Origin of the sequence: Thalassospira sp. MCCC 1A01428 (assembly GCF_002115825.1) — a bacterium.
In the GTDB taxonomy this organism is placed as follows: domain Bacteria; phylum Pseudomonadota; class Alphaproteobacteria; order Rhodospirillales; family Thalassospiraceae; genus Thalassospira.
Window position 1 is genome coordinate 68,528 of the sequence record NZ_JFJZ01000018.1, and the last position, 20,802, is coordinate 89,329.

A 20,802-nucleotide genomic window follows, 5' to 3' on the forward strand; every position below is an offset into this window, starting at 1 on the left:
ACGAAAATTTGATATGACCCATACGGGTTTCAGACGAAACCCTTCTCCACAAGGATGATGTGCCTATGTTCAGTCCGTTCGAACGCATGGTGGCGTTTCGCTATCTGCGTCCCCGTCGGCAGGAAGGCTTTGTCTCGGTAATTGCGATTTTTTCGTTGCTTGGCATTATGCTGGGTGTGGCGACGCTGATTATCGTGATGTCCGTGATGAACGGTTTTCGTGCCGAACTGCTGTCTCGCATTCTTGGACTGAACGGGCATATATCGGTTTACGCACAAAACCCTGACGGCTTGCCTGATTATGCCGATATTGAAAAAAAGATTGTTGAAACCGGCAATATAACGCTGGTCAATCCGATTGTTGAAGGCCAGGTCATGGCCTCGAAAAGCGGACGGGCGACCGGTGCGATTGTACGTGGCATGCTGCCTGACGATATCGTCAAGCGCGATACACTGGCCGACAACATCGTTTTTGGCAGCCTGAAAGATTTTAAAGGCGACGATGCGATCATTATGGGCGCACGTCTTGCGATGAAACTGGGCCTGGGTGTTGGCGATACGGTTAATCTGATTTCGCCCAAAGGCAAGGTTACGGCATTTGGGTCGGTCCCGCGGATGCGGTCCTACCATGTGGTCGCCCTGTTTGATATTGGCATGTATGAATACGATTCCGGGTTCATCTTTATGCCAATGCAGGCAGCACAGACCTATTTTCAAATGTCAGGCAAGATTTCAAATTTTGAAATTGTGTTAAAGGATCCATCGCGTCTTTCCGATACGATGGATGATTTGCTGCAAAATTTACGCGGTGAAAATTTGCGGCTGGTGAACTGGCAACAGTCCAATTCCAATTTCTTCAATGCCTTGCAGGTCGAACGTAATGTGATGTTCCTGATCCTGACGCTGATTATTCTGGTGGCTGCCTTTAATATCATTTCCGGCATGGTGATGCTGGTGAAGGATAAGGGGCGCGATATCGCGATTTTGCGCACCATGGGGGCGACACGTGGGGCTGTGTTGCGGATCTTCTTTTTGACAGGTGCGTCGATTGGCGTGTTGGGAACATTAAGTGGTTTGCTGCTGGGCGTTGTGTTTTGTGAAAATATCGAAAGCATCCGCCAGTTTATTCAAAGCCTGACCGGGGCCGATCTGTTTAACGCTGAAATATACTTCCTGTCGCAATTGCCTGCCGATCTTGATGTCAATGAAGTGGTCATGGTCTGCCTGATGTCGCTGGTATTGTCGTTCCTGGCAACGATTTACCCGGCATGGCGCGCGTCGCGCCTCGATCCGGTGGAGGCGCTGCGGTATGAATGATGTGCAGAAAAAATCGGCCGCCCAGCGCCAAGTAAAACCGATGCTGAAACTTGAAAAGGTTGTGCGCTCTTTTTCGCAAGGGGCGGAAAAACTTGAAGTTCTAAAAGCGATTGATCTGACAATTAACGAAGGCGAGATTGTCGCCCTTGTCGGCCCGTCGGGGGCAGGTAAATCAACTTTGCTTCAGATCGCGGGTTTGCTGGAACGCCCGGATTCGGGAAGCGTTTCGATTGGCGGAAAACGCAGTACCGATCTGTCCGATCTGGCGCGCACCGAAATGCGTCGAAATCATATTGGCTTTGTGTATCAGTATCATCATTTATTGCCGGAGTTTTCGGCACTTGAAAATGTGGTTATTCCGCAAATGATTGCCGGTCTGAAACGCAAGGATGCCGAAGTTCGCGCGATGGAGCTGTTGCAATGCCTGGGTATTGAAGCCCGTGCGCAACATCGCCCTGCACGCTTGTCAGGTGGGGAACAGCAACGTGTTGCTGTTGCCCGGGCGCTTGCCAATGTGCCCGATGTGTTATTTGCGGATGAACCAACAGGTAATCTGGACCCGCAAACGGCGGATAATGTTTTTGGTATGCTGGTGTCGCTGGTGCGTCAAACGGGGTTGGCCTCGTTAATTGCAACGCATAACCCGGAACTGGCCCGGCAGATGGACCGTATCATTACGTTGCGCGATGGTCACCTTGTCGAAATTGATCCGGAAACACTTTCATAATCGGGTTTCGGTTCCTATAAATGTATGATCGGCGGGCGCCCTTGTGGCGCCCTTGGTCTTTGTTGTTGTGCTTTTTTATCGAGGTCCCCTGCAATGGAAAGTGGTTTCATCCATCTGCGCGTTCATACCAACTATTCGTTGGCCGAAGGGGCGATTACGACAAAAGAACTGGCAAAGCTGTGCGCGGCTGACAATCAACCTGCTGTCGCCATGACAGATACCAACAATATGTTTGGGGCGCTGGATTTTGCCGGGGCTGCCAGTGGTGCCGGTATTCAGCCAATACTGGGTGTCCAGGTTGGTATTGAACGTTTCGGCACCGAAGTTGTTTTGGGGAAAGCAGGCCGGGAACCGGACCCCGATGAACTTGTTTTGCTGGCACAAAACAAAACCGGTTATTTTAACCTGCTGAAAATTGTGTCGCGCGCCCACATGACGACTGAAGCAGGCAGTACGCCAAAGGTGCGGCTTGATCATTTGGCTGAACATTGTGACGGTGTCATTTGCCTGACCGGTGGCCCATCGGGCCCATTGGCACGATTGTTAAGTGAAGAACAACAAAGCAAGGCGGTTGATTGTCTAAAGCGCCTGAAAGAGATCTATGATGATCGGCTTTATATTGAAATTCAACGTCACGGCCTGGCGTCGGAAGAATTGGTTGAGCCTCGCCTGATCGATCTGGCCTATGATCATGATGTGCCGCTGGTGGCGACCAATGATTGTTATTTTCCACGTGCAGAGATGTATGAAGCCCATGACGTGTTCATTTGTATCGGGCAAGGAGCCGTTGTAGGTCAGGATGATCGCTGGCGATTGACACCAAACCACCGTTTTAAAACCGCCGAAGAAATGCGCGCGCTGTTTGCCGACCTTCCCGAGGCTTGCGACAATACGCTGGTTATTGCTCATCGCTGTGCCTGGCATGTTGAAAAAATCGATCCGATTTTGCCACCGTTTGACTGCGGTGAAGGCCGGACGGAAGTGGATGAATTGCGCCATAAATCCTTTGATGGCCTGCAGGCGCGACTGGATAAATATGTTTATACCGCTGATATGACCGAGGCGGAAAAACAGAAGGTCGCGGAACCCTATAATGCGCGCCTTGAATATGAACTGGGTATTATTAACCAGATGGGGTTCCCTGGTTACTTCCTGATCGTTGCCGATTTCATTCAGTGGGCCAAGGAACATGAAATTCCTGTGGGTCCGGGCCGTGGGTCCGGGGCAGGGTCGCTTGTGGCTTATGCCTTGCTGATTACCGATCTGGATCCATTGCGTTTTTCATTGCTGTTTGAACGTTTCCTTAACCCGGAACGCGTGTCGATGCCGGACTTTGACGTCGATTTTTGTCAGGATCGGCGCGGCGAAGTTATTGAATATGTGCAACATAAATATGGTTATGATCGCGTCGCACAGATCATTACCTTTGGTAAATTGCAGGCCAAGGCGGCTGTGCGCGATGTGGGCCGTGTGCTGAGCATTCCGTATGGTTATGTTGATAAAATCTGTAAAATGATCCCCGGTGATCCGGCCAAACCTATCCCGCTGAAAGAAGCGATCGATATGGAGCCGGATCTGCGCCGTATTGCGCGTGAAGATCCCGATATTGACCGTTTGCTAACCATCGCCATGCAGATCGAAGGGCTTTACCGGAATTCGTCTACCCATGCTGCCGGTGTGGTGATTGGTGACCGCGACCTTGATGAACTGGTGCCGCTTTATCGCGACCCCCGATCAGATATGCCGGTAACGCAGTTCAACATGAAGTTTGTTGAAAATGCCGGGCTGGTCAAGTTTGACTTTTTGGGTTTGAAAACCCTGACGGTGATTATTGAAGCCGTTAATTTGATGCGTCAACGTAAGGACGTTCCACAAGACTTTGATATCAGCGCAATTCCGCTTGATGATCGCCCATCTTTTAAGTTGTTGTCTGCGGCTGAAACCGTCGGCGTGTTCCAGCTTGAATCCCAGGGCATGCAAGACGTATTGCGTGGCCTTAAGCCCGATACGCTGGAAGATATTATCGCTGTGGTGGCGTTGTATCGTCCGGGGCCGATGGACAATATTCCCTATTACATTGCACGTAAGCACGGGCGCGCAGAACCCGACTATATGCACCCGATGCTAAAGCCGATCCTTGAAGAAACCTATGGCATCATGATCTATCAGGAACAGGTCATGCAGCTGGCCCAGTTGATGTCGGGTTATTCCCTGGGCGGCGCAGATTTGCTGCGCCGGGCCATGGGTAAAAAAATTGCCGAGGAAATGGAAAAGCAGCGTTCGCTGTTTGTGGATGGTGCGGAAAAAAACAATGTTGATCGGCAGCAGGCATCGGATATTTTTGACCAGGTTGCCAAGTTTGCATCCTATGGGTTTAACAAATCGCACGCGGCAGCCTATGCGCTGGTGGCGTATCAAACAGCCTATTTAAAAGCGAATTATCCGGTCGAATTTATGGCCGCACTGATGACGCTTGATATGCACAACACTGACAAGCTGGCAATTTTCAAACAGGAAATTGAGCGGCTTGGTATCGAAATATTGCCGCCGTGTATTAATAATTCCGGCGTTGCCTTTACGGTTGAAAACCAGGGTGGTGTGCGCAAAATTCGGTATGCATTGGCTGCGGTACGCAATGTGGGGGATGCGGCAATGGAAAGCCTCGTTGCCTCGCGCGACGCGAATGGTGCGTTTAAGGATTTAACCGATTTTGCATCCCGGATTGACAGCAAGGCGTTAAACAAGCGGTTGCTTGAAAACCTGGTACGTGCCGGGGCTCTTGATTGCCTGCATGATAATCGCCGCGTGATGTATGAGAATGTCGATAAAATATTAGCTGTGTCGCAGCGTGAAATGCAGGCGCGCAACAATGACCAGATCAGCATGTTTGGTGATGATAGCGGTTTTGGCAAGGATACCATCCGTATGCCGGATGGCCGCGATTGGGTGCCGATGGAAAAACTGACCGAAGAATTTTCGGCCATCGGATTTTATTTGTCGGCACATCCGCTCGATACATTTGGTAAAAGTTTACAGCGTATTGGTGTTGCCCCGTTTTCCGAGCTGGAAGCCCGGATGCGTGCCCAGAACAAGGGGGCGATCAAGCTGGCCGGAACGCTGATTAATGCCCGCGAAATGATTTCAAAAAAGAACGGCTCCAAATTTGCCTTTGTCATGCTGTCTGATGCGACCGGTAGTTTTGAAGTAGCTTTTTGGGCCGAAGCATGGGCTGCCTATAAAGAAGTGATTAATTCCGGCAAGCCGTTATTGTTAATTGTGTCGGCCGAGTTCCGCGAAGGCCAGTTGCGCATACAGGGGCAACGTGTCGAGGACCTGGAGCAGGCCGTGACAGGCGCGGCAGAAGGTATTCGCATTCGTCTGACCCGGACCGAGCCGATTTTGGAAATTCGTGAACTGCTTGAAAAAGCAGGGCGGGGACGGGGGCTGGTCAATATTTCTTCGATCTGCCCGGATGGCCGCATTGCGGAAATTGAATTGACAGATAACTATAAGGTTGGCCCTACATTGATCGGGGCCGTTGGGGCAATTCCCGGTGTGGAATTTGCCGAGGAAATCTGATTGTTTTGTTTGGCAGGTTTTTGTGGGGCTTGTTGCCTACTTAACGCTTGCAATATTGGGGATGCGGCGCTAAAACCCGCCTCGAACATCGCACGTGGGAGCGTGGCGAATAGTTATGTATTCGTCCATCCGGTGTTTTGCCATTTGGCAAAATTCCTTCCCACGGAGGTATTAACCGGAAAACGGTAGGAAATTATCATGGCTTTGCCAACCTTTACCATGCGTCAGCTGATGGAAGCTGGCGTCCACTTTGGTCACCACACCCGTCGCTGGAACCCGAAGATGAAGCCTTACATCTTTGGTGCGCGTAACGACATTCACATCCTGAACCTTCAGGAAACCGTTCCGATGCTGCATCGCGCGATGCAGGCTGTTCGCGACGTGACTGCTGCTGGTGGCCGTGTTCTGTTTGTCGGTACCAAGCGTCAGGCATCCCCGGTTGTTGCTGAAGCTGCAAAACGTTGCGGCCAGTACTATGTGAACCATCGTTGGCTCGGCGGTATGCTGACCAACTGGAACACTGTTTCGGGTTCGATCAAACGCCTGAAAGAACAGGACGAAATCCTGAATTCCGGCGCTGAAGGCCTGACCAAAAAAGAAATCCTAAACCTGACCCGTTCGCGCGATAAACTTGAACGCGCACTGGGCGGTATTAAGGATATGGGTGGTCTGCCCGACATCATCGTCGTGGTTGATACCAACAAAGAAGCGTTGGCAATCCATGAAGCACGCAACCTGCATATTCCGGTTGTTGCCATTCTGGACTCCAACTCGGACCCGCAAGACGTTCAGTACCCGATCCCGGGTAACGACGACGCGATCCGCGCAATTCAGCTTTATTCTGACCTGTTTGTTGGTGCCGTTCTTGACGGTATCCAGGCAGAAATGACTGCTTCGGGTGCAGATCTCGGTGAAGCCGAAGAACTCCCGGCGCAGGAAGCTGCTGCTGCCGAAGCCGCCGATCAGGCTGCTTCCGCTTAAATTTCATTTTATATCTGGGGATCCGGCGGCTATCATGCCGCCGTTTCTTTAGGTGTTATCCACTTGATCGCGTAATAGGGGCTTAAAAAATGGCTATTACCGCTGCTCTCGTGAAAGAGCTTCGCGAAACTACCGGCGCCGGCATGATGGACTGCAAAAAAGCGTTGTCCGAAACCGACGGCAATATTGATGCCGCTGTTGACTGGCTGCGCACCAAGGGTCTTGCTGCTGCTGCCAAGAAAGCAGGCCGCGTTGCTGCCGAAGGTCTGGTTGGTGTTGCTGTTAATGGTACTGCCGGTGCCGTTGTCGAGTTGAACGCCGAAACCGACTTTGTATCGCGCAACGAAGACTTTCAGACGTTTGTTTCCGAAATTGCAAAGCTGGGTGTTGTTGCCAATGGTGACATCGAAACCCTGAAGGCAACCCCGTTCCCGGGGACGTCACGCAATGTCGAAGAACAGGTTACCCACATGATCGCCAAAATCGGCGAAAACATGAACCTGCGTCGCGTTGCTTCGATTTCGGTCGAAAAAGGTCTTGTCGCATCTTACGTTCACTCTTCAATCGCTTCCGATCTGGGCCGGATTGGCGTTCTTGTTGCTTTGGAATCCGAAGCTGACACCGCTGTTCTGGAAGGCCTTGGTAAGCAGATTGCGATGCACATTGCCGCCACCAACCCGGCATCGGCAACTGTTGCTGATCTTGACCCGGAACTGGTTGAGCGCGAGAAAGCTGTTCTGACCGATCAGGCTAAAGAATCTGGCCGCCCGGATGAAATCATTGCCAAGATGATCGAAGGCCGTATTCGTAAATATTACGAACAGGTTGTGCTGCTGGAACAGACCTTTGTCATCGACGGTGAAAGCCAGGTTAAAGCCGTAATCGAGAAAGCAGCGAAAGACGCTGGTACCGCGATTACCCTTAAGGGCTTCCTGCGCTTTGAACTCGGCGACGGGATCGAAAAAGAAGAAAAAGACTTCGCTGCCGAAGTTGCTGAGCAGTTGAAGAAATAAGACATCTTATCGAATTGATGCGGAAAGTATCAATTCGTGTATGATCCAGGCCGGCGGGGTCTTCAGAGTGCTAACACCCTGTTGCTCGCCGGTCTTTTTATATCTGAAGTTTGCTACCTGCTTGAATGGTGGCACAAATCAGCGTTGAGAGGCATCTGGATATGGCAGAAAACGGCCCGTTGAAGTTTCGTCGTGTGCTGTTGAAATTGTCTGGCGAAGGCTTGCTGGGCAAACAACAATACGGTCTTGACCCCGATACCGTTGATCGGATCGCCAGCGAGATCAAGATCGTTCATGACATGGGGGCTGAAGTCTGCATGGTGATTGGTGGCGGAAACATCTTTCGCGGTGTGAAGGGTGCGTCGCAGGGCATGGAACGTGCCACAGCTGATTACATGGGCATGCTTGCTACCATTATGAATGCCCTGGCGGTTCAGAACGCGCTTGAGCGCCACGGGGTTCAAACCCGTGTGCAGTCCGCCATTCCGATGTCATCAGTGTGTGAGCCCTATATTCGGCGCCGTGCCGTGCGGCATATGGAAAAGGGCCGGGTGGTTATTTTCGCAGCAGGCACGGGCAACCCGTTTTTTACCACCGATACCGCAGCGGCCTTGCGCGCGGTTGAAATGGGATGCGATGCCCTGTTAAAGGGAACGCAGGTTGATGGCGTTTACACTGCGGACCCCAAAACCCATCCTGATGCAGTTCGTTATGACTCACTGACATATATGGATGTACTTGCGAAAGATTTGCGTGTTATGGATGCTTCCGCTATTTCTTTGGCGCGTGAAAATGATATTCCCGTAATCGTATTTTCTTTGCATAATCCGGGCGCTTTTGCCGACGTTGTTTGTGCAAAAGGTACGTTTACGATTATTTCGAATGGAGACTGAAGGTGTCTGACGTTGCTGGCCTAAAAAAAGACCTGTCCCGCCGTATGGAAGGGGCCCTTGAAGTGTTGCACAAGGAATTCACCGGTCTGCGTACCGGTCGCGCCAGTGTTAGCCTTCTCGACCCGGTCATGGTTGAAGCCTACGGGACGATGACGCCGCTTAACCAGGTTGGGTCGGTCAGTGTTCCTGAATCGCGGATGCTGTCGGTTCAGGTTTGGGACAAAACGATGGTTAAGTCGGTTGAAAAGGCCATTCGTAATTCCGGTCTTGGTTTGAACCCGGCTGCCGATGGTACCCTTGTTCGGGTGCCGATTCCTGCTCTGAACGAAGAACGCCGTGCTGATCTTAGCAAGGTTGCCGGTAAGTATTCCGAGCAGGCCCGTATTTCTGTGCGTAACGTGCGTCGTGACGGCATGGATCAGCTGAAGAAATGGGAAAAAGACAGCATCATTTCCGAAGACACATTGCGTTCCGAGGAAAAAGAAATTCAGAAGCTGACCGATAAGGTGATTGCCGATATCGACGAAGCTCTGGCCCATAAAGAACAGGAAATCATGCAAGTCTGACCATGACTGTTCTGGCATCGAACCTTAAGCCGTCTGGCGACCAAATTGTTCCGCGCCATGTTGCCATCATTATGGATGGCAACGGGCGTTGGGCACGTGCGCGTGGAAAGCCCAGGACAGCCGGACATCGAGCCGGTGTCGAAGCCGTTCGGCGTACTGTGCAGGCTGCTGCCGAAATAGGCATTGAATATCTGACACTTTACGGTTTCTCGACGGAAAACTGGAAGCGCCCGGAAGGTGAAGTCAGTGATCTGATGGGGCTGCTACGTCTGTTTATCAAACGTGAGCTGGGTGCTCTGGATAAAAATGGTGTTCAGATCAAAATTATTGGTGATCGGGACCGTTTTGCCCCGGACATCCGTGCATTGCTTGATAACGCAGAAAAGCGAACCGTTTCGAATTCGCGCCTGAAACTGACAATTGCGCTTAGTTATGGTGCAAGGTCTGAACTGGTGGATGCTGTTCGCCAGATTGCCCGGCGGGTTGCCCTGGGCGAATTGTCAGAAAGCAACATAAACGAAGACCTGATTGAACAAAATCTTGCAACTGCCGGTATGCCGGACCCCGATTTGTTGATCAGAACAAGTGGTGAGCAGCGAATCAGTAATTTTTTGTTGTGGCAGTCTGCCTATACCGAATTTGTGTTTGACGAGGTGCTTTGGCCCGATTTTGACCGGCAACATCTGGAACAGGCAATAGAAAATTTTGCCGGGCGGGAGCGGCGTTTTGGCGCAGTCCTCTGAAGTAAGTGTTCCACCGAAATCCGGTCTGGGGTTGCGCATTGCATCGGCTCTGGTGATGGCCCCTGTTGCTGTTGCCGCGGTGTGGTTCGGCTCACCTTGGTTTGGCATGCTGATTTTTGTTTTTAGCGCCGCCATGACCTGGGAATGGTTGCGCATGTGCGCGCCTGATCGTGCCTTGCCTTTGGCTGTTGTTTCTGGTTTTGGTCTTGCCATTGCTATGTATGCGCAGTTTCTTGCGCCTCAAATATTGGTGCTTATACCAGTTGCTGTGACGGCCCTTGTCGTGGTGGCGCTGTGCGGGCGTGAACGGTTGCTGGTGTCGGTCGGATGTGTCTTTATTCCGCTTACTGCCCTTGCCGTACAGTGGTTGCGGGTGTGGCATCAGGATGGCCTGTTGCTGATCATGTGGCTGTTTTTGATTGTATGGGCGACCGATACAGGCGCATATGCATTTGGTCGTGCAATTGGTGGCCCCAAACTGGCCCCCAGGTTTAGTCCGAAAAAAACCTGGGCGGGTTTGGTTGGGGGAATGATTTGTGCCGCAATTATTGGTGGTCTGATTGTTCATTTCAGCGGCGGTGCAGCTATCTGGGCCATAACGTTTGCCAGTGCCGTGCTGGCGATTGTTGCCCAAATTGGTGATCTGGCGGAATCGGCCCTTAAACGTCGATTTGGTGTGAAAGACAGCAGCAATTTAATTCCTGGTCATGGTGGTTTTCTGGACCGGGCCGATGGAATGCTTTCGGTTTTGCCTGTTGCCTTTGTACTTGTTTATTTTTTCGGTCTGGGTCTGCGCTAGGACTAGCACTAGCAAAGTTCTTTGACCGGTTTGTTATATTGGTGCCGGATGTCGGTTACGAAATCTGTGTGTATTATGGGCGTCACGGGCTCGATCGGTAAAAGTACTGCCGATGTGGTTCTGGCCCATCCTGATCGTTACCGGGTCGATGCGGTGACTGCGCATCGCAATGTCGATGAACTTGCATCAATGGCTATCAAGCTCGGTGCCCGTTTTGCAGTTATCGCTGATGAAGCACTTTTCAATGATTTAAAAGTAGCACTTGCCGGTTCGGGGATTGAAGCAGGGGCAGGGGAAAATGCCCTGATTGAAGCGGCCTGTCGTCCTTCGGATATTGTTATTGCGGGTATTGTTGGCGCGGCAGGATTACGTGCCACACTGGCCGCTGTTCGCCGCGGCGCTGTCATCGGCCTGGCCAACAAGGAAACCCTTGTTTGTGCGGGCGAATTGATGACAGATGAAGTGCGGCGTTATAATGCCACAATTATTCCTGTCGATTCTGAACATAGCGCAATTTTTCAGGTCCTTGATGATCGTGCGCCAGACCGGATCGAACGAATATTGCTCACGGCTTCGGGCGGACCGTTTCGAACGTGGTCATTAAGCGATATGGCCGCGGTTAGCCGTGAACAGGCGCTTGCTCATCCGAACTGGAGCATGGGGGCAAAAATTTCAATCGATTCTGCCACCATGATGAATAAGGGGCTTGAACTTATCGAAGCTTGCCGTCTTTTTCCCGTGGCCGAAAGCAAGGTCGAAATACTGGTGCATCCGCAATCAGTCATTCACAGCATGGTAGAATATGTGGATGGATCGGTGCTGGCCCAGCTTGGCACGCCTGATATGCGCACCCCCATTGCTTATGCGCTGGGGTGGCCTGAACGCCTGCCATTGGCGTTGCCGCGGCTTGATTTTGCTGCTATCGGCCAGTTTAGTTTCGAAGCACCCGATGAAGAACGTTTTCCCGCATTGAGATTGGCGCGTGAAGCCTTGCGCGCAGGCGGGACCCTGCCTATTGTTCTTAACGCTGCGAACGAGGTTGCTGTTGCGGCGTTTCTTGCAGGGCGTATTGGTTTTCTTGATATCACAAAGCTGGTCGAAGCAGTTATGGTCGCCCATGCTGGCGAAAAACTGAGCGATATTGATCATGTGTTCGCGACGGATGATCTGGCGCGGCGTTTGACTAAAGACATGATTGAACGACTATGCCTTTAAAGGCCCCGAACAATTCGAGGAATCCTACCTGATGGTCACTATCCTGTCGTTTCTTTTTGTGTTGTCCGTTCTGGTATTTGTCCACGAGTTTGGGCATTACTGGGTCGCGATCAAGGCCGGGGTAAAAGTTGAGTCTTTTTCCATCGGTTTTGGGCCGGAAATCGTCGGCTGGAACGATAAAAGTGGGACACGCTGGAAAATTAGTGCCTTGCCGCTGGGCGGTTATGTCAAGATGTACGGTGACATGAACCCGGCCAGCGCGGGCATCCGGGATGACCTGCCTGCGGAAGACCGGCAATATGCCTTTCATCATAAAGGCCTTTTGGCGCGCGCCGCCATTGTGTTTGCGGGTCCTTTTGCCAATTTTATTTTCGCGATTGTCATTTTCACCGTTTTATTTGCCGCTGTAGGTCAGCAACGTGCCTTGCCAGTGGTTGGAACGGTTACTGACGGTAGCGCAGCTGCATCGGCTGGGTTGTTACCCAAAGACCGGATTGTTGCCGTGGACGGCCAGAAAATTGAATGGTTTGACGAACTTTCGGTGCAAATCAGACAAAAACCGGGTCAAAGTGTTGACCTGACGGTGATGCGCGATGGCAAAACCATTGATGTGATGGCAACCCCGCAAGCTGTTAGCGAAGGCGAGGGACCAAACGCGATCACGTATGGCAGGCTTGGTGTCTCCGCCGGCGATTTTGTTGCGCAACGCGACGGTATTTTTGATGCTGTCGGACATGGCGTTTCGACGACTTTTGGAATTGTCACGCAAACATTTGGCGCAATCGGTGAAATGATTGCCGGTGAACGCGATAGTTCCGAGCTTGGCGGCCCGATCCGGATAGCGCAAATGTCGGGACAGGTTGCCGAAGGCGGTATCGCGCCGCTTCTGTCATTTATGGGATATCTATCTGTTAGCCTTGGCCTGATTAATTTGATGCCGGTGCCGCTTTTGGATGGCGGACATCTGGTGTTTTATCTGATCGAAGCCTTGCGCGGAAAACCAATGAGTGCGAAAGCGCAAGAATATGGTTTCCGTCTGGGCGCGGGTTTGGTATTCAGCTTAATCATTTTTGCAACATGGAATGATCTGTCGCATCTTGGCGTATGGAATTTTTTTAAAGGCCTGGCTGGCGGATGACTGCATATATCAGGGGGTTGGTTTTGCTGCGTAAAATGCGAACTGCTGCGATGATGGTGGCCCTTGCGGGCGCCGCTACTCCAGCATTCTTGCCTGTGGAAGCACTGGCTCAGAACTATCCCACCATCACGCAGATCCGCGTAGAAGGTAACAATCGTATCGAAACCGGTACGGTGGATGCGTATCTTAAGGTGCGTACGGGTGATCCGTATGACCCTCAAAAGATCAACGAATCGCTTAAGGCGCTGTTTGCCACCGATTTGTTCGCTGACGTTTCCATTTCATATAATGACGGCGTGATGAAGGTGAAGGTTGTTGAAAACCCGATCATTAACCGCATCGCGTTCGAGGGGAACAATCACCTCAAGGACGACGCGCTGACCACGGAAGTACAGCTTAAACCGCGTGTGGTTTATACCCGTACCAAGGTGCAGGCCGACGTTCAGCGTATTCTGGATTTGTATCGCCGGTCGGGCCGTTTTGCCGCGACCGTGAATCCGAAGGTTATTCAGCGCGACCAGAATCGCGTTGATCTGGTGTTTGAAATTAAGGAAGGCGAGGCAACTGGCGTTCGTCGTATCAATTTTGTCGGGAACTCGGCATTTGATGATAGCGAACTTTCAGGTGTGATTCGTACTACCACCAGTGCCTGGTGGAAAATTCTGACATCCGATGACAACTACGACCCTGACCGGGTTACCTTTGACCGCGAGTTGTTGCGCCGTTTCTATCTGGCTGCCGGTTACGCTGATTTCCAGGTTTTGTCTTCGGTTGCGGAATTAACACCGGACCGTTCCGACTTTTTCATCACGTATACTGTGAATGAAGGTGAACGTTATAAGTTTGGTGACATCAAGATTAATTCGGAAATTGATAAACTGGATGTCAGCGAATTGACGCCGTTGATCAAGGTTGAAAACGGCGACTGGTATAATTCCGAAGTTGTCGACGACATGATCAAATCCCTCACCGATTATGTCGGGGACCGGGGTTATGCTTTTGTCGATATCAAGCCGGAAATCAAACGCGACCGCGAAACCAATACGATCAATGTGACGTTTAACATCACCAAAGGCCCGAAGGTCTATGTTGAACGTATTGATATTGTTGGTAATGTTCGCACGCTGGACGAAGTGGTCCGCCGCGAGTTCCGTTTTGTCGAAGGCGATGCGTTTAGCAGTTCCAAACTGAACCGTTCACGCCAGCGTGTTGAGAACCTGAACTTTTTCAAAAATGTTGATGTCAAAACCCTGCCGGGCAGTGAGCCTGACAAGTCGGTTGTTGAAGTTGACGTGGATGAAAAATCGACAGGCGAGTTCTCGATTGGTGCCGGTTATGGTACGGACCAGGGGCCGTTTGGTCAGGCCGGTATTCGTGAACGTAACCTTTTGGGACGCGGGCAGGATTTGCGTCTTGGTTTCACCGTTGGTGGCAGCAGCCGCCAGATCGACCTTTCCTTTACCGAACCGTACTTCCTTGATCGTGACGTGAGTGCCGGGTTTGATATTTTCCGTCGGGAAGACGATAACCAGGACGAAAGCTCGTATGATGAAGAACAGACCGGTTTTGGTTTGCGTGCGGGATATAATTTCACCGAACATTTAAGCCAGCAGGCCCGCTACGGCTTTGAACTGGACAAATATTCGGATGTTGATTCGAACGCATCGCGTTTGCTGCGCGAAGAAGACCCTGAATTTAGTGAATCTACCATCGGACAAACGCTGACCTATGACCAGCGGGATAGCTCAGTTTCACCAAAAGATGGTTATTTTGCCCAGGTGTCTAACGATCTGGCCGGTTTTGGCGGCTCGGAACGTTATTTGAAATCCCGTATTTCCGGTGGATATTACTATCCGCTGGATCGTCAGAAAGAATGGGTGCTTAGCACCAAGGGATCCTCGGGCTATATTTTCGGGATCGGCAAGGATACGCGTATTTCGCAACGGTTCCTGCTAGGCGGCTCCAGCTTGCGTGGTTTCTCGGCCGGGGGTGTTGGGCCGCGTGACAAAGCCAGTGATGATGCTGTCGGTGGAAAGTTCTATTATGCCGGTACTGTGCAGCTTGATTTCCCGTTAGGCTTGCCGTCTGAATTTGCGCTTAAAGGACGTATTTTCTCGGACTTTGGTTCGGCATCGGGGGTTGATGGCGATCGGTCAGGCGAGATTTATGATACGGGGTCGCTTCGTGGGTCTGTTGGTGTTGGGGTAGGCTGGGAATCGCCGTTTGGCCCGATTGGTGTCGACCTTTCGCAGGCTGTGCTCAAAGAAGATTATGACAAAGAGGAAGTGTTCCGCTTGAACTTCGGAACCAGATTCTGATGTATATGATGAAAACCGCCCAACGACTTTTTTTGGTCTTGCTGATGGTGACAGGTCTGGGGCTGCAAGCGCAGGCCCAGGCGGCTGATACCAAACAGGAAACGACTGCGATTGTCATGATCGTCGATTTTGAAGGCATCATGCGTGAAGCCTCTGCTATGCAGGATATGCGTAAGCAGGTGGAAAAACGCCGTGATTCCTATCAAACAGAAATCGAAAAACGCCAACAGGCGTTGCGTGACGAAGACCAGAAGCTTGCCCAGCAACGTACTTTGCTAAGCGCAGATGTTTTGCAGCAAAAACGTGCAGAATTTCAGAAGAAAGTTGCTGAATTTCAGAAGTTCGCCCAGGGCCGTAACAAAGTCTTGGATGAAGCGGTAAATGAGGCACGGATCAAGTTTCAAAAGAAGCTGATTGAAATTATTGCTGACGTTGCCGAGGAACGGAAGGCGACACTGGTTTTGCATAAAAGCCAGGTGATTTTGCATGCCAATGCGATGGATGCGACCAAAGAGATCTTTGAAAAGATCAACGCCGCCATCCCGTCTTTGACCGTTGAATTCAAGGAAGCGTCCTGATGGCAGATCCGCGTTTTTTTAAACGCAAAGGGCCATTCGACGCGGCGGAAATTGCTCGTATTTCCGGTGCGACGCTTGTACAAACGACCGGCGAGAGCCGGTCTTTTGTTGATGTGGCGCCTTTGCAAGTGGCAGACGAAACCTGCCTGAGCTTTTTCGATAATCGCAAATATGTCGACGCCTTTGTTGCAAGCAAGGCCGGTGCCTGTTTTTGCCGCCCGGAGTTCGCTGATCGCGCGCCTGAAGGGATGCTGGTTTTCACCAGCGATGATCCTTACCGTGCTTACGCCAAAGCGGCGACTGCGTTTTACCCTGCCGAGCCTGCGAATGGCGATATATCCGAGGCGGCTTATGTTCACGCATCGGCTCGTATCGGAGAAAATGTTCAGATCGATCCTGGTGCTGTGATCGAGGAAGGCGCTGAAATTGGCGCGGGTACGCGGATTTCGGCAAATGCCGTGATCGGGCGCGGTGTTGTCATTGGCGCGGGGTGTTATATCGGCCCGGGGGCAGCACTGACCCACACTTTGGTTGGAAATTTGTGCATTATCCATTCCGGCGCCCGTATTGGGCAGGACGGTTTCGGGTTTGCCATGGGCCAACAGGGGCATTTAAAAGTTCCGCAACTTGGCCGTGTGGTAATAGGCAATGATGTAGAAATTGGTGCCAATGCCACAATCGACCGTGGTGCAGGGCCTGATACGATTATTGGCAATGGTTGTCGTATCGACAATCTGGTGCAAATCGGCCATAACGTTGAAATGGGTATGGGCTGCGTTATCGTGGCACAGGTTGGTATTTCCGGTTCAACCAAACTGGGACATTTTGTTGTTGCAGGCGGGCAGGCCGGAATTACCGGACATCTGACATTGGGCGATGGCGCGAAAATTGCCGCACAGGCCGGTGTTATGAAGGACATGAAACCGGGTGACGTTGTAGGCGGGAGCCCGGCGGTCCCGATGATGGAATATCACAAACAGACGGTTGCTTTATCGCGGCTGATACGAAAAAAGAAATAAGGGCACTGTTTATGACCGAATTGGTAAATGTTGATATCCAGCGCATTCTGGAGATGATCCCGCATCGTTATCCGTTCCTGCTGATCGACAAGGTCATTGATATCGAAGCGGATGTAGCGGCTATCGGCATTAAAAATGTGACGATGAATGAACCGCAATTCACCGGTCATTTTCCGCAACAGCCGATTATGCCGGGTGTTTTGATTATTGAAAGCATGGCGCAGACGGCAGCAATCCTGGTTGTTCATACGCTGGGTGAGAATGCCGAAGGCAAGCTGGTTTATTTTATGAGCATCGATAGTGCGCGTTTTCGCAAGCCGGTTGTGCCGGGTGATGTGATGCATATTCATGTTCGCAAAAAACAAAGCCGCGGCCCGGTGTGGAAATTCGAAAGTGAAGTTCGTGTAGACGGAGCAGTGGTTGCCGAAGCAACGATTGCTGCGATGATCCGGGATAATTGATGATGACAAACGTGCATCCGACAGCAATTGTCGAAGACGGTGCGCAGATCGGTCAGGATGTCGAAATCGGCCCTTATTGCATGGTCGGTGCGTCGGTTGTTCTGGGTGATCGGGTTAAACTGCATTCGCATGTTGTCGTTGCCGGGCATACAACGATTGGGGAAGACGGTGTTGTTTTTCCATTCGCTTCGATCGGGCATGCCCCGCAAGACCTGAAATTCAAGGGTGAAGCATCGCGCCTGGTGATTGGCAGCCGTACTAAAATTCGTGAAGGGGCAACTTTGAACCCTGGCACCGAAGGTGGCGGGATGCTGACGTCGGTCGGGAATGATTGCCTGTTGATGGCTGGTGCGCATGTTGGTCATGATTGTATGATCGGCGATCATTGCATTTTAGTGAACAATGCCACCTTGGCCGGACATGTGCATGTTGATGATTTCGCCATTGTCGGCGGCTTGTCAGCTGTTCATCAGTTTGTTCGAATCGGTCGTCACGCCATGATCGGTGGAATGACCGGGGTTGAAAGCGACGTTATTCCCTACGGCTCGGTCATTGGTAACCGCGCCTATCTTTCCGGGTTGAATATTGTTGGTTTAAAACGGCGCGGGTTTGACCGTGAAACCATTCATTCCTTGCGCAAGGCCTATCGACTGGTTTTCGCCCACGAGGGCACACTTGCCGAACGGGTTGAGGAAGTCGCGAAGGACTTTGCCGAGGTTGGTCCGGTTATGGAAATTATCAATTTTTTGAAAGCCGAGAGCACGCGCTCGGTTTGTACACCGAAATATGACAGTTCAGCAGGGTAAAATTGGCCTGATCGCTGGTGGTGGTGATTTACCCGCCCGCCTTGTCGACGCAGCAAAAGCGTCGGGGCGGGCGGTGTTCGTTGTTGCCCTTGAAGGGCACTGTGAAACACCTGAAGCTTTGGGGGCTCCTTACGAAATTGTTCGTTTGGGGGCTGCATCAAAAATTCTAGGCCAACTCAGGGCGCATGGATGTGTCGATGTTGTGTTGGCAGGCAAGGTGCAACGCCCGTCTTTTGCATCTATTCGGCCAGATTTGCGGGCGGCAAAAATTTTGGCTCGAATTGGCCTGAAATCGCTTGGTGATGACGGTTTGCTGCGCATCGTTGGACAGGAACTGGAACGTGACGGTTTTCGGTTGATCGGCGCGCACGAAATTATGCGGGATCTGGTGACACCTGTAGGTGTTTTGGGTGCTGTTTCGCCGGATGATCAATCGAGGGCTGATGCCCGTCGCGGATTGGAAATTGCCCGTATTTTAGGCCAGGCTGATGTCGGGCAGGGCTGTATTGTTCAACAGGGTCTGGTGCTTGCAGTAGAGGCGATTGAAGGCACTGATGAAATGATTCGTCGCTCGGCCGAATATGCGCGACCGGGCCCTGGCGGGGTTTTGGTTAAATCCAGCAAGCCCCAACAGGATCAACGCCTTGATTTGCCTGCCATCGGCGTGACGACGGTTGAGCAAGCCTATCAGGCAGGGCTTTCAGGCATTGCCCTGTTGGCCGGTGGCACCATGATTATCGACCGTGAAGCAGTGATTGCACTTGCAGACCGTTACGGCATGTTTCTTGTCGGCCTTTCCCTGCCAGATGGATCTGACCATGACAAATAACGTGGTGTCGCCGACCCTCGATTCTGTATCTTCACAGGCGCGTGCGACAGACGGGGCCCGCCATAACCCGGTGAAGATTATGCTGGTGGCTGGCGAGGCATCCGGGGATCAATTGGGCGGTCGTTTGATGGCAGCGATCAAACGACAAAATCCGGCGGCAACGTTTATTGGTGTTGGTGGTCCTCGCATGATTGGCGAAGGCATGCAAAGCCTGTTTTCGATGAATGAAATGTCGGTTATGGGGCTTGCTGAAATAATCCCGCATATTCCGCGATTGTTGCGCCGGATTCGCGAGACAGCTGATTTCGCCCTGTTAGAACAGCCTGACATTGTCGTAACCATTGACGCCCCCGATTTCAGTTTTCGGGTCGGCAAGCGGCTGGCGAACAAGGGCATACCGCTGGTGCATTATGTCGCCCCGTCGGTTTGGGCATGGCGACCGGGCCGGGCACGCAAGATTGCAAAGTTTCTGGACCATCTGCTGGCCCTTCTTCCGTTTGAACCGCCCTATTTTGAAAAAGAAGGGCTGGCAACCACCTTTATCGGTCATTCAGCAGTTGAAGAACGACATGGCGGGGACGCACAGCGTTTTCGTGCGACACATGGCCTTGACGAGCATCAGAAAGTGATTGCCATTCTGCCGGGCAGTCGGCATTCCGAAGTCGGCCGTTTGTTGCCGGTCTTTAAAGAGGTGGTCACCAGGCTTCATCGCGACCATCCTGATTATGCCTTTGTCGTACCGACTGTTAGCAAGGTCGAAGATGTTGTACGGCAAGCGGTTTTAGAATGGCCAGGTAAAGGGATTGTCGTTTCGACCGACCAGGAGAGGCGCGATGCGTTTAGCTCTGCGCATGCGGCTTTGGCGGCTTCTGGTACGGTTTCTTTGGAGCTGGGCATTGTTGGCGTTCCACATATCATTGGTTATCGCGTTAGCCCAACCAGTGCATGGATCGCCCGTCGACTGTTAAAGGTCGATACCGTTACGATTATTAATCTTGTTCTGGGGCGTAAGCTGGTGCCTGAATATTTGCAGGAAGATTGCACGCCAGACAGGCTTTACGCTGCGATGACCGCCCTGATCATGGAAGGTCCGGACAGGACAACGCAACAGGCCGGGTTTGATGAAGCAACGACGTTGCTGGGTTTTGGTCAGGAACCACCCAGTGACAAGGCTGCATCGGTTGTTTTGCAGGTCGCGAGCGCACACCCCTGAAAGGTACAACGTTTTGTTCCGTTGATGATGTGAAAAAGTTTTACAACTTCGCTGTTCTCAAGCCAGTCGAATTGTTTTAGCTTTCCCGCATTCAACAAGACATAATCGGAGAGTTTTAATGCGTTATTTGCATACGATGGTGCGTGTCACCGATATTGATGCGTCGATGAATTTTTATTGCAATTTGCTGGGGATGGAAGAAACCCGCCGCATCGAAAGCGAGAAGGGCCGGTTCACCCTGATTTACCTGGCACCGCCGCATGATGTTCCCAGTGCCAAGGCAAACAAGATGCCCGAATTGGAGCTGACATATAATTGGGACCCGGAAGAGTATACTGGCGGACGTAATTTTGGCCATCTTGCCTATGAAGTCGAAGATATTTATGGCCTCTGCCAGAAGCTGATGGATGCCGGTGTTGTAATTAATCGTCCGCCGCGCGACGGGCGCATGGCTTTTGTTCGCTCGCCCGATGGTATCTCGATCGAGTTTTTGCAGCAGGGTGATGCACTTGCGCCGGCTGAACCGTGGGCCAGTATGGAAAATACCGGCAGCTGGTAATTTCAATAATCTGATAAATAACGCAAAAAGGCCCGGATTTCTCCGGGCC

At 51.7% G+C, this 20,802-nt stretch carries 19 protein-coding genes; all 19 read left to right on the top strand.

The window, feature by feature from the left end; all coding sequences use genetic code 11:
• Positions 1-65 precede the first annotated feature (65 nt).
• The 19 genes from THS27_RS14625 to THS27_RS14715 all read left to right on the top strand — a co-directional run bounded on the left by THS27_RS14625 (position 66) and on the right by THS27_RS14715 (position 20,753).
• Positions 66-1,316, top strand: coding sequence for a lipoprotein-releasing ABC transporter permease subunit (locus THS27_RS14625; protein ID WP_085592106.1), 1,251 nt, complete (start codon positions 66-68; stop codon positions 1,314-1,316).
• Entirely contained in the window at positions 1,309-2,043 is a 735-nt protein-coding gene (locus THS27_RS14630) for an ABC transporter ATP-binding protein (protein ID WP_085592108.1), read from the top strand. Before THS27_RS14625 ends, THS27_RS14630 begins: the two co-directional genes overlap by 8 nt.
• Positions 2,044-2,136: 93 nt before the next feature.
• Positions 2,137-5,622, top strand: coding sequence for a DNA polymerase III subunit alpha (gene dnaE, locus THS27_RS14635; protein WP_085592109.1), 3,486 nt, complete (start codon positions 2,137-2,139; stop codon positions 5,620-5,622).
• Positions 5,623-5,820: 198 nt separating this feature from the next.
• Positions 5,821-6,603, top strand: a complete 783-nt coding sequence (rpsB, locus tag THS27_RS14640; protein WP_085592111.1) for a 30S ribosomal protein S2 — start codon at positions 5,821-5,823, stop codon at positions 6,601-6,603.
• Between the two features lie 89 nt (positions 6,604-6,692).
• Positions 6,693-7,616: a translation elongation factor Ts gene (gene tsf, locus THS27_RS14645; RefSeq protein ID WP_085592112.1), complete on the top strand. Its 924-nt coding sequence runs from the start codon at positions 6,693-6,695 to the stop codon at positions 7,614-7,616.
• A gap of 161 nt (positions 7,617-7,777) precedes the next feature.
• Positions 7,778-8,509, top strand: a complete 732-nt coding sequence (pyrH, locus tag THS27_RS14650) for a UMP kinase (protein ID WP_085592114.1) — start codon at positions 7,778-7,780, stop codon at positions 8,507-8,509.
• 2 nt (positions 8,510-8,511) lie between these two features.
• Positions 8,512-9,075, top strand: a complete 564-nt coding sequence (gene frr / locus THS27_RS14655) for a ribosome recycling factor (RefSeq protein ID WP_085592116.1) — start codon at positions 8,512-8,514, stop codon at positions 9,073-9,075.
• 2 nt (positions 9,076-9,077) lie between these two features.
• Complete coding sequence (locus THS27_RS14660; protein WP_085592118.1) at positions 9,078-9,818, top strand: isoprenyl transferase; 741 nt, start codon at positions 9,078-9,080, stop codon at positions 9,816-9,818.
• Complete coding sequence (locus THS27_RS14665) at positions 9,802-10,617, top strand: phosphatidate cytidylyltransferase (protein ID WP_246832969.1); 816 nt, start codon at positions 9,802-9,804, stop codon at positions 10,615-10,617. The genes THS27_RS14660 and THS27_RS14665 overlap by 17 nt, the downstream gene beginning before the upstream one ends.
• A gap of 48 nt (positions 10,618-10,665) precedes the next feature.
• Entirely contained in the window at positions 10,666-11,832 is a 1,167-nt protein-coding gene (locus THS27_RS14670; protein WP_085592120.1) for a 1-deoxy-D-xylulose-5-phosphate reductoisomerase, read from the top strand.
• Positions 11,813-12,970: an RIP metalloprotease RseP gene (gene rseP, locus THS27_RS14675; protein ID WP_349591690.1), complete on the top strand. Its 1,158-nt coding sequence runs from the start codon at positions 11,813-11,815 to the stop codon at positions 12,968-12,970. The genes THS27_RS14670 and rseP overlap by 20 nt, the downstream gene beginning before the upstream one ends.
• Before the next feature lie 23 nt (positions 12,971-12,993).
• Positions 12,994-15,288, top strand: coding sequence for an outer membrane protein assembly factor BamA (bamA, locus tag THS27_RS14680; RefSeq protein ID WP_246832970.1), 2,295 nt, complete (start codon positions 12,994-12,996; stop codon positions 15,286-15,288).
• 44 nt (positions 15,289-15,332) lie between these two features.
• Positions 15,333-15,866 (top strand): OmpH family outer membrane protein, encoded by a 534-nt coding sequence (locus tag THS27_RS14685; RefSeq protein ID WP_246832971.1) that lies wholly within the window; start codon positions 15,333-15,335, stop codon positions 15,864-15,866.
• Positions 15,866-16,885, top strand: a complete 1,020-nt coding sequence (gene lpxD / locus THS27_RS14690; protein ID WP_085592126.1) for a UDP-3-O-(3-hydroxymyristoyl)glucosamine N-acyltransferase — start codon at positions 15,866-15,868, stop codon at positions 16,883-16,885. Before THS27_RS14685 ends, lpxD begins: the two co-directional genes overlap by 1 nt.
• 11 nt (positions 16,886-16,896) lie before the next feature.
• Entirely contained in the window at positions 16,897-17,346 is a 450-nt protein-coding gene (gene fabZ, locus THS27_RS14695) for a 3-hydroxyacyl-ACP dehydratase FabZ (RefSeq protein WP_085592127.1), read from the top strand.
• Between the two features lie 2 nt (positions 17,347-17,348).
• A complete protein-coding gene (lpxA, locus tag THS27_RS14700) occupies positions 17,349-18,152 on the top strand; it encodes an acyl-ACP--UDP-N-acetylglucosamine O-acyltransferase (RefSeq protein ID WP_085592146.1) in 804 nt (267 codons plus the stop codon).
• Complete coding sequence (locus tag THS27_RS14705; RefSeq protein ID WP_085592129.1) at positions 18,133-18,981, top strand: LpxI family protein; 849 nt, start codon at positions 18,133-18,135, stop codon at positions 18,979-18,981. Before lpxA ends, THS27_RS14705 begins: the two co-directional genes overlap by 20 nt.
• Entirely contained in the window at positions 18,971-20,194 is a 1,224-nt protein-coding gene (gene lpxB / locus THS27_RS14710; RefSeq protein WP_085592148.1) for a lipid-A-disaccharide synthase, read from the top strand. The genes THS27_RS14705 and lpxB overlap by 11 nt, the downstream gene beginning before the upstream one ends.
• A gap of 118 nt (positions 20,195-20,312) precedes the next feature.
• Positions 20,313-20,753, top strand: a complete 441-nt coding sequence (locus THS27_RS14715) for a VOC family protein (RefSeq protein WP_085592131.1) — start codon at positions 20,313-20,315, stop codon at positions 20,751-20,753.
• The last annotated feature ends 49 nt before the right edge of the window (positions 20,754-20,802 follow it).

Bases quoted from the DNA above. Each gene is read 5' to 3' on its own strand.
- THS27_RS14625 (WP_085592106.1), top strand. From the start codon at position 66: ATGTTCAGTCCGTTCGAACGCATGGTGGCGTTTCGCTATCTGCGTCCC.
- THS27_RS14630 (WP_085592108.1), top strand. From the start codon at position 1,309: ATGAATGATGTGCAGAAAAAATCGGCCGCCCAGCGCCAAGTAAAACCG.
- dnaE (WP_085592109.1), top strand. From the start codon at position 2,137: ATGGAAAGTGGTTTCATCCATCTGCGCGTTCATACCAACTATTCGTTG.
- rpsB (WP_085592111.1), top strand. From the start codon at position 5,821: ATGGCTTTGCCAACCTTTACCATGCGTCAGCTGATGGAAGCTGGCGTC.
- tsf (WP_085592112.1), top strand. From the start codon at position 6,693: ATGGCTATTACCGCTGCTCTCGTGAAAGAGCTTCGCGAAACTACCGGC.
- pyrH (WP_085592114.1), top strand. From the start codon at position 7,778: ATGGCAGAAAACGGCCCGTTGAAGTTTCGTCGTGTGCTGTTGAAATTG.
- THS27_RS14660 (WP_085592118.1), top strand. From the start codon at position 9,078: ATGACTGTTCTGGCATCGAACCTTAAGCCGTCTGGCGACCAAATTGTT.
- THS27_RS14670 (WP_085592120.1), top strand. From the start codon at position 10,666: ATGTCGGTTACGAAATCTGTGTGTATTATGGGCGTCACGGGCTCGATC.
- THS27_RS14685 (WP_246832971.1), top strand. From the start codon at position 15,333: ATGGTGACAGGTCTGGGGCTGCAAGCGCAGGCCCAGGCGGCTGATACC.
- lpxD (WP_085592126.1), top strand. From the start codon at position 15,866: ATGGCAGATCCGCGTTTTTTTAAACGCAAAGGGCCATTCGACGCGGCG.
- fabZ (WP_085592127.1), top strand. From the start codon at position 16,897: ATGACCGAATTGGTAAATGTTGATATCCAGCGCATTCTGGAGATGATC.
- lpxA (WP_085592146.1), top strand. From the start codon at position 17,349: ATGACAAACGTGCATCCGACAGCAATTGTCGAAGACGGTGCGCAGATC.
- THS27_RS14705 (WP_085592129.1), top strand. From the start codon at position 18,133: ATGACAGTTCAGCAGGGTAAAATTGGCCTGATCGCTGGTGGTGGTGAT.
- lpxB (WP_085592148.1), top strand. From the start codon at position 18,971: ATGACAAATAACGTGGTGTCGCCGACCCTCGATTCTGTATCTTCACAG.
- THS27_RS14715 (WP_085592131.1), top strand. From the start codon at position 20,313: ATGCGTTATTTGCATACGATGGTGCGTGTCACCGATATTGATGCGTCG.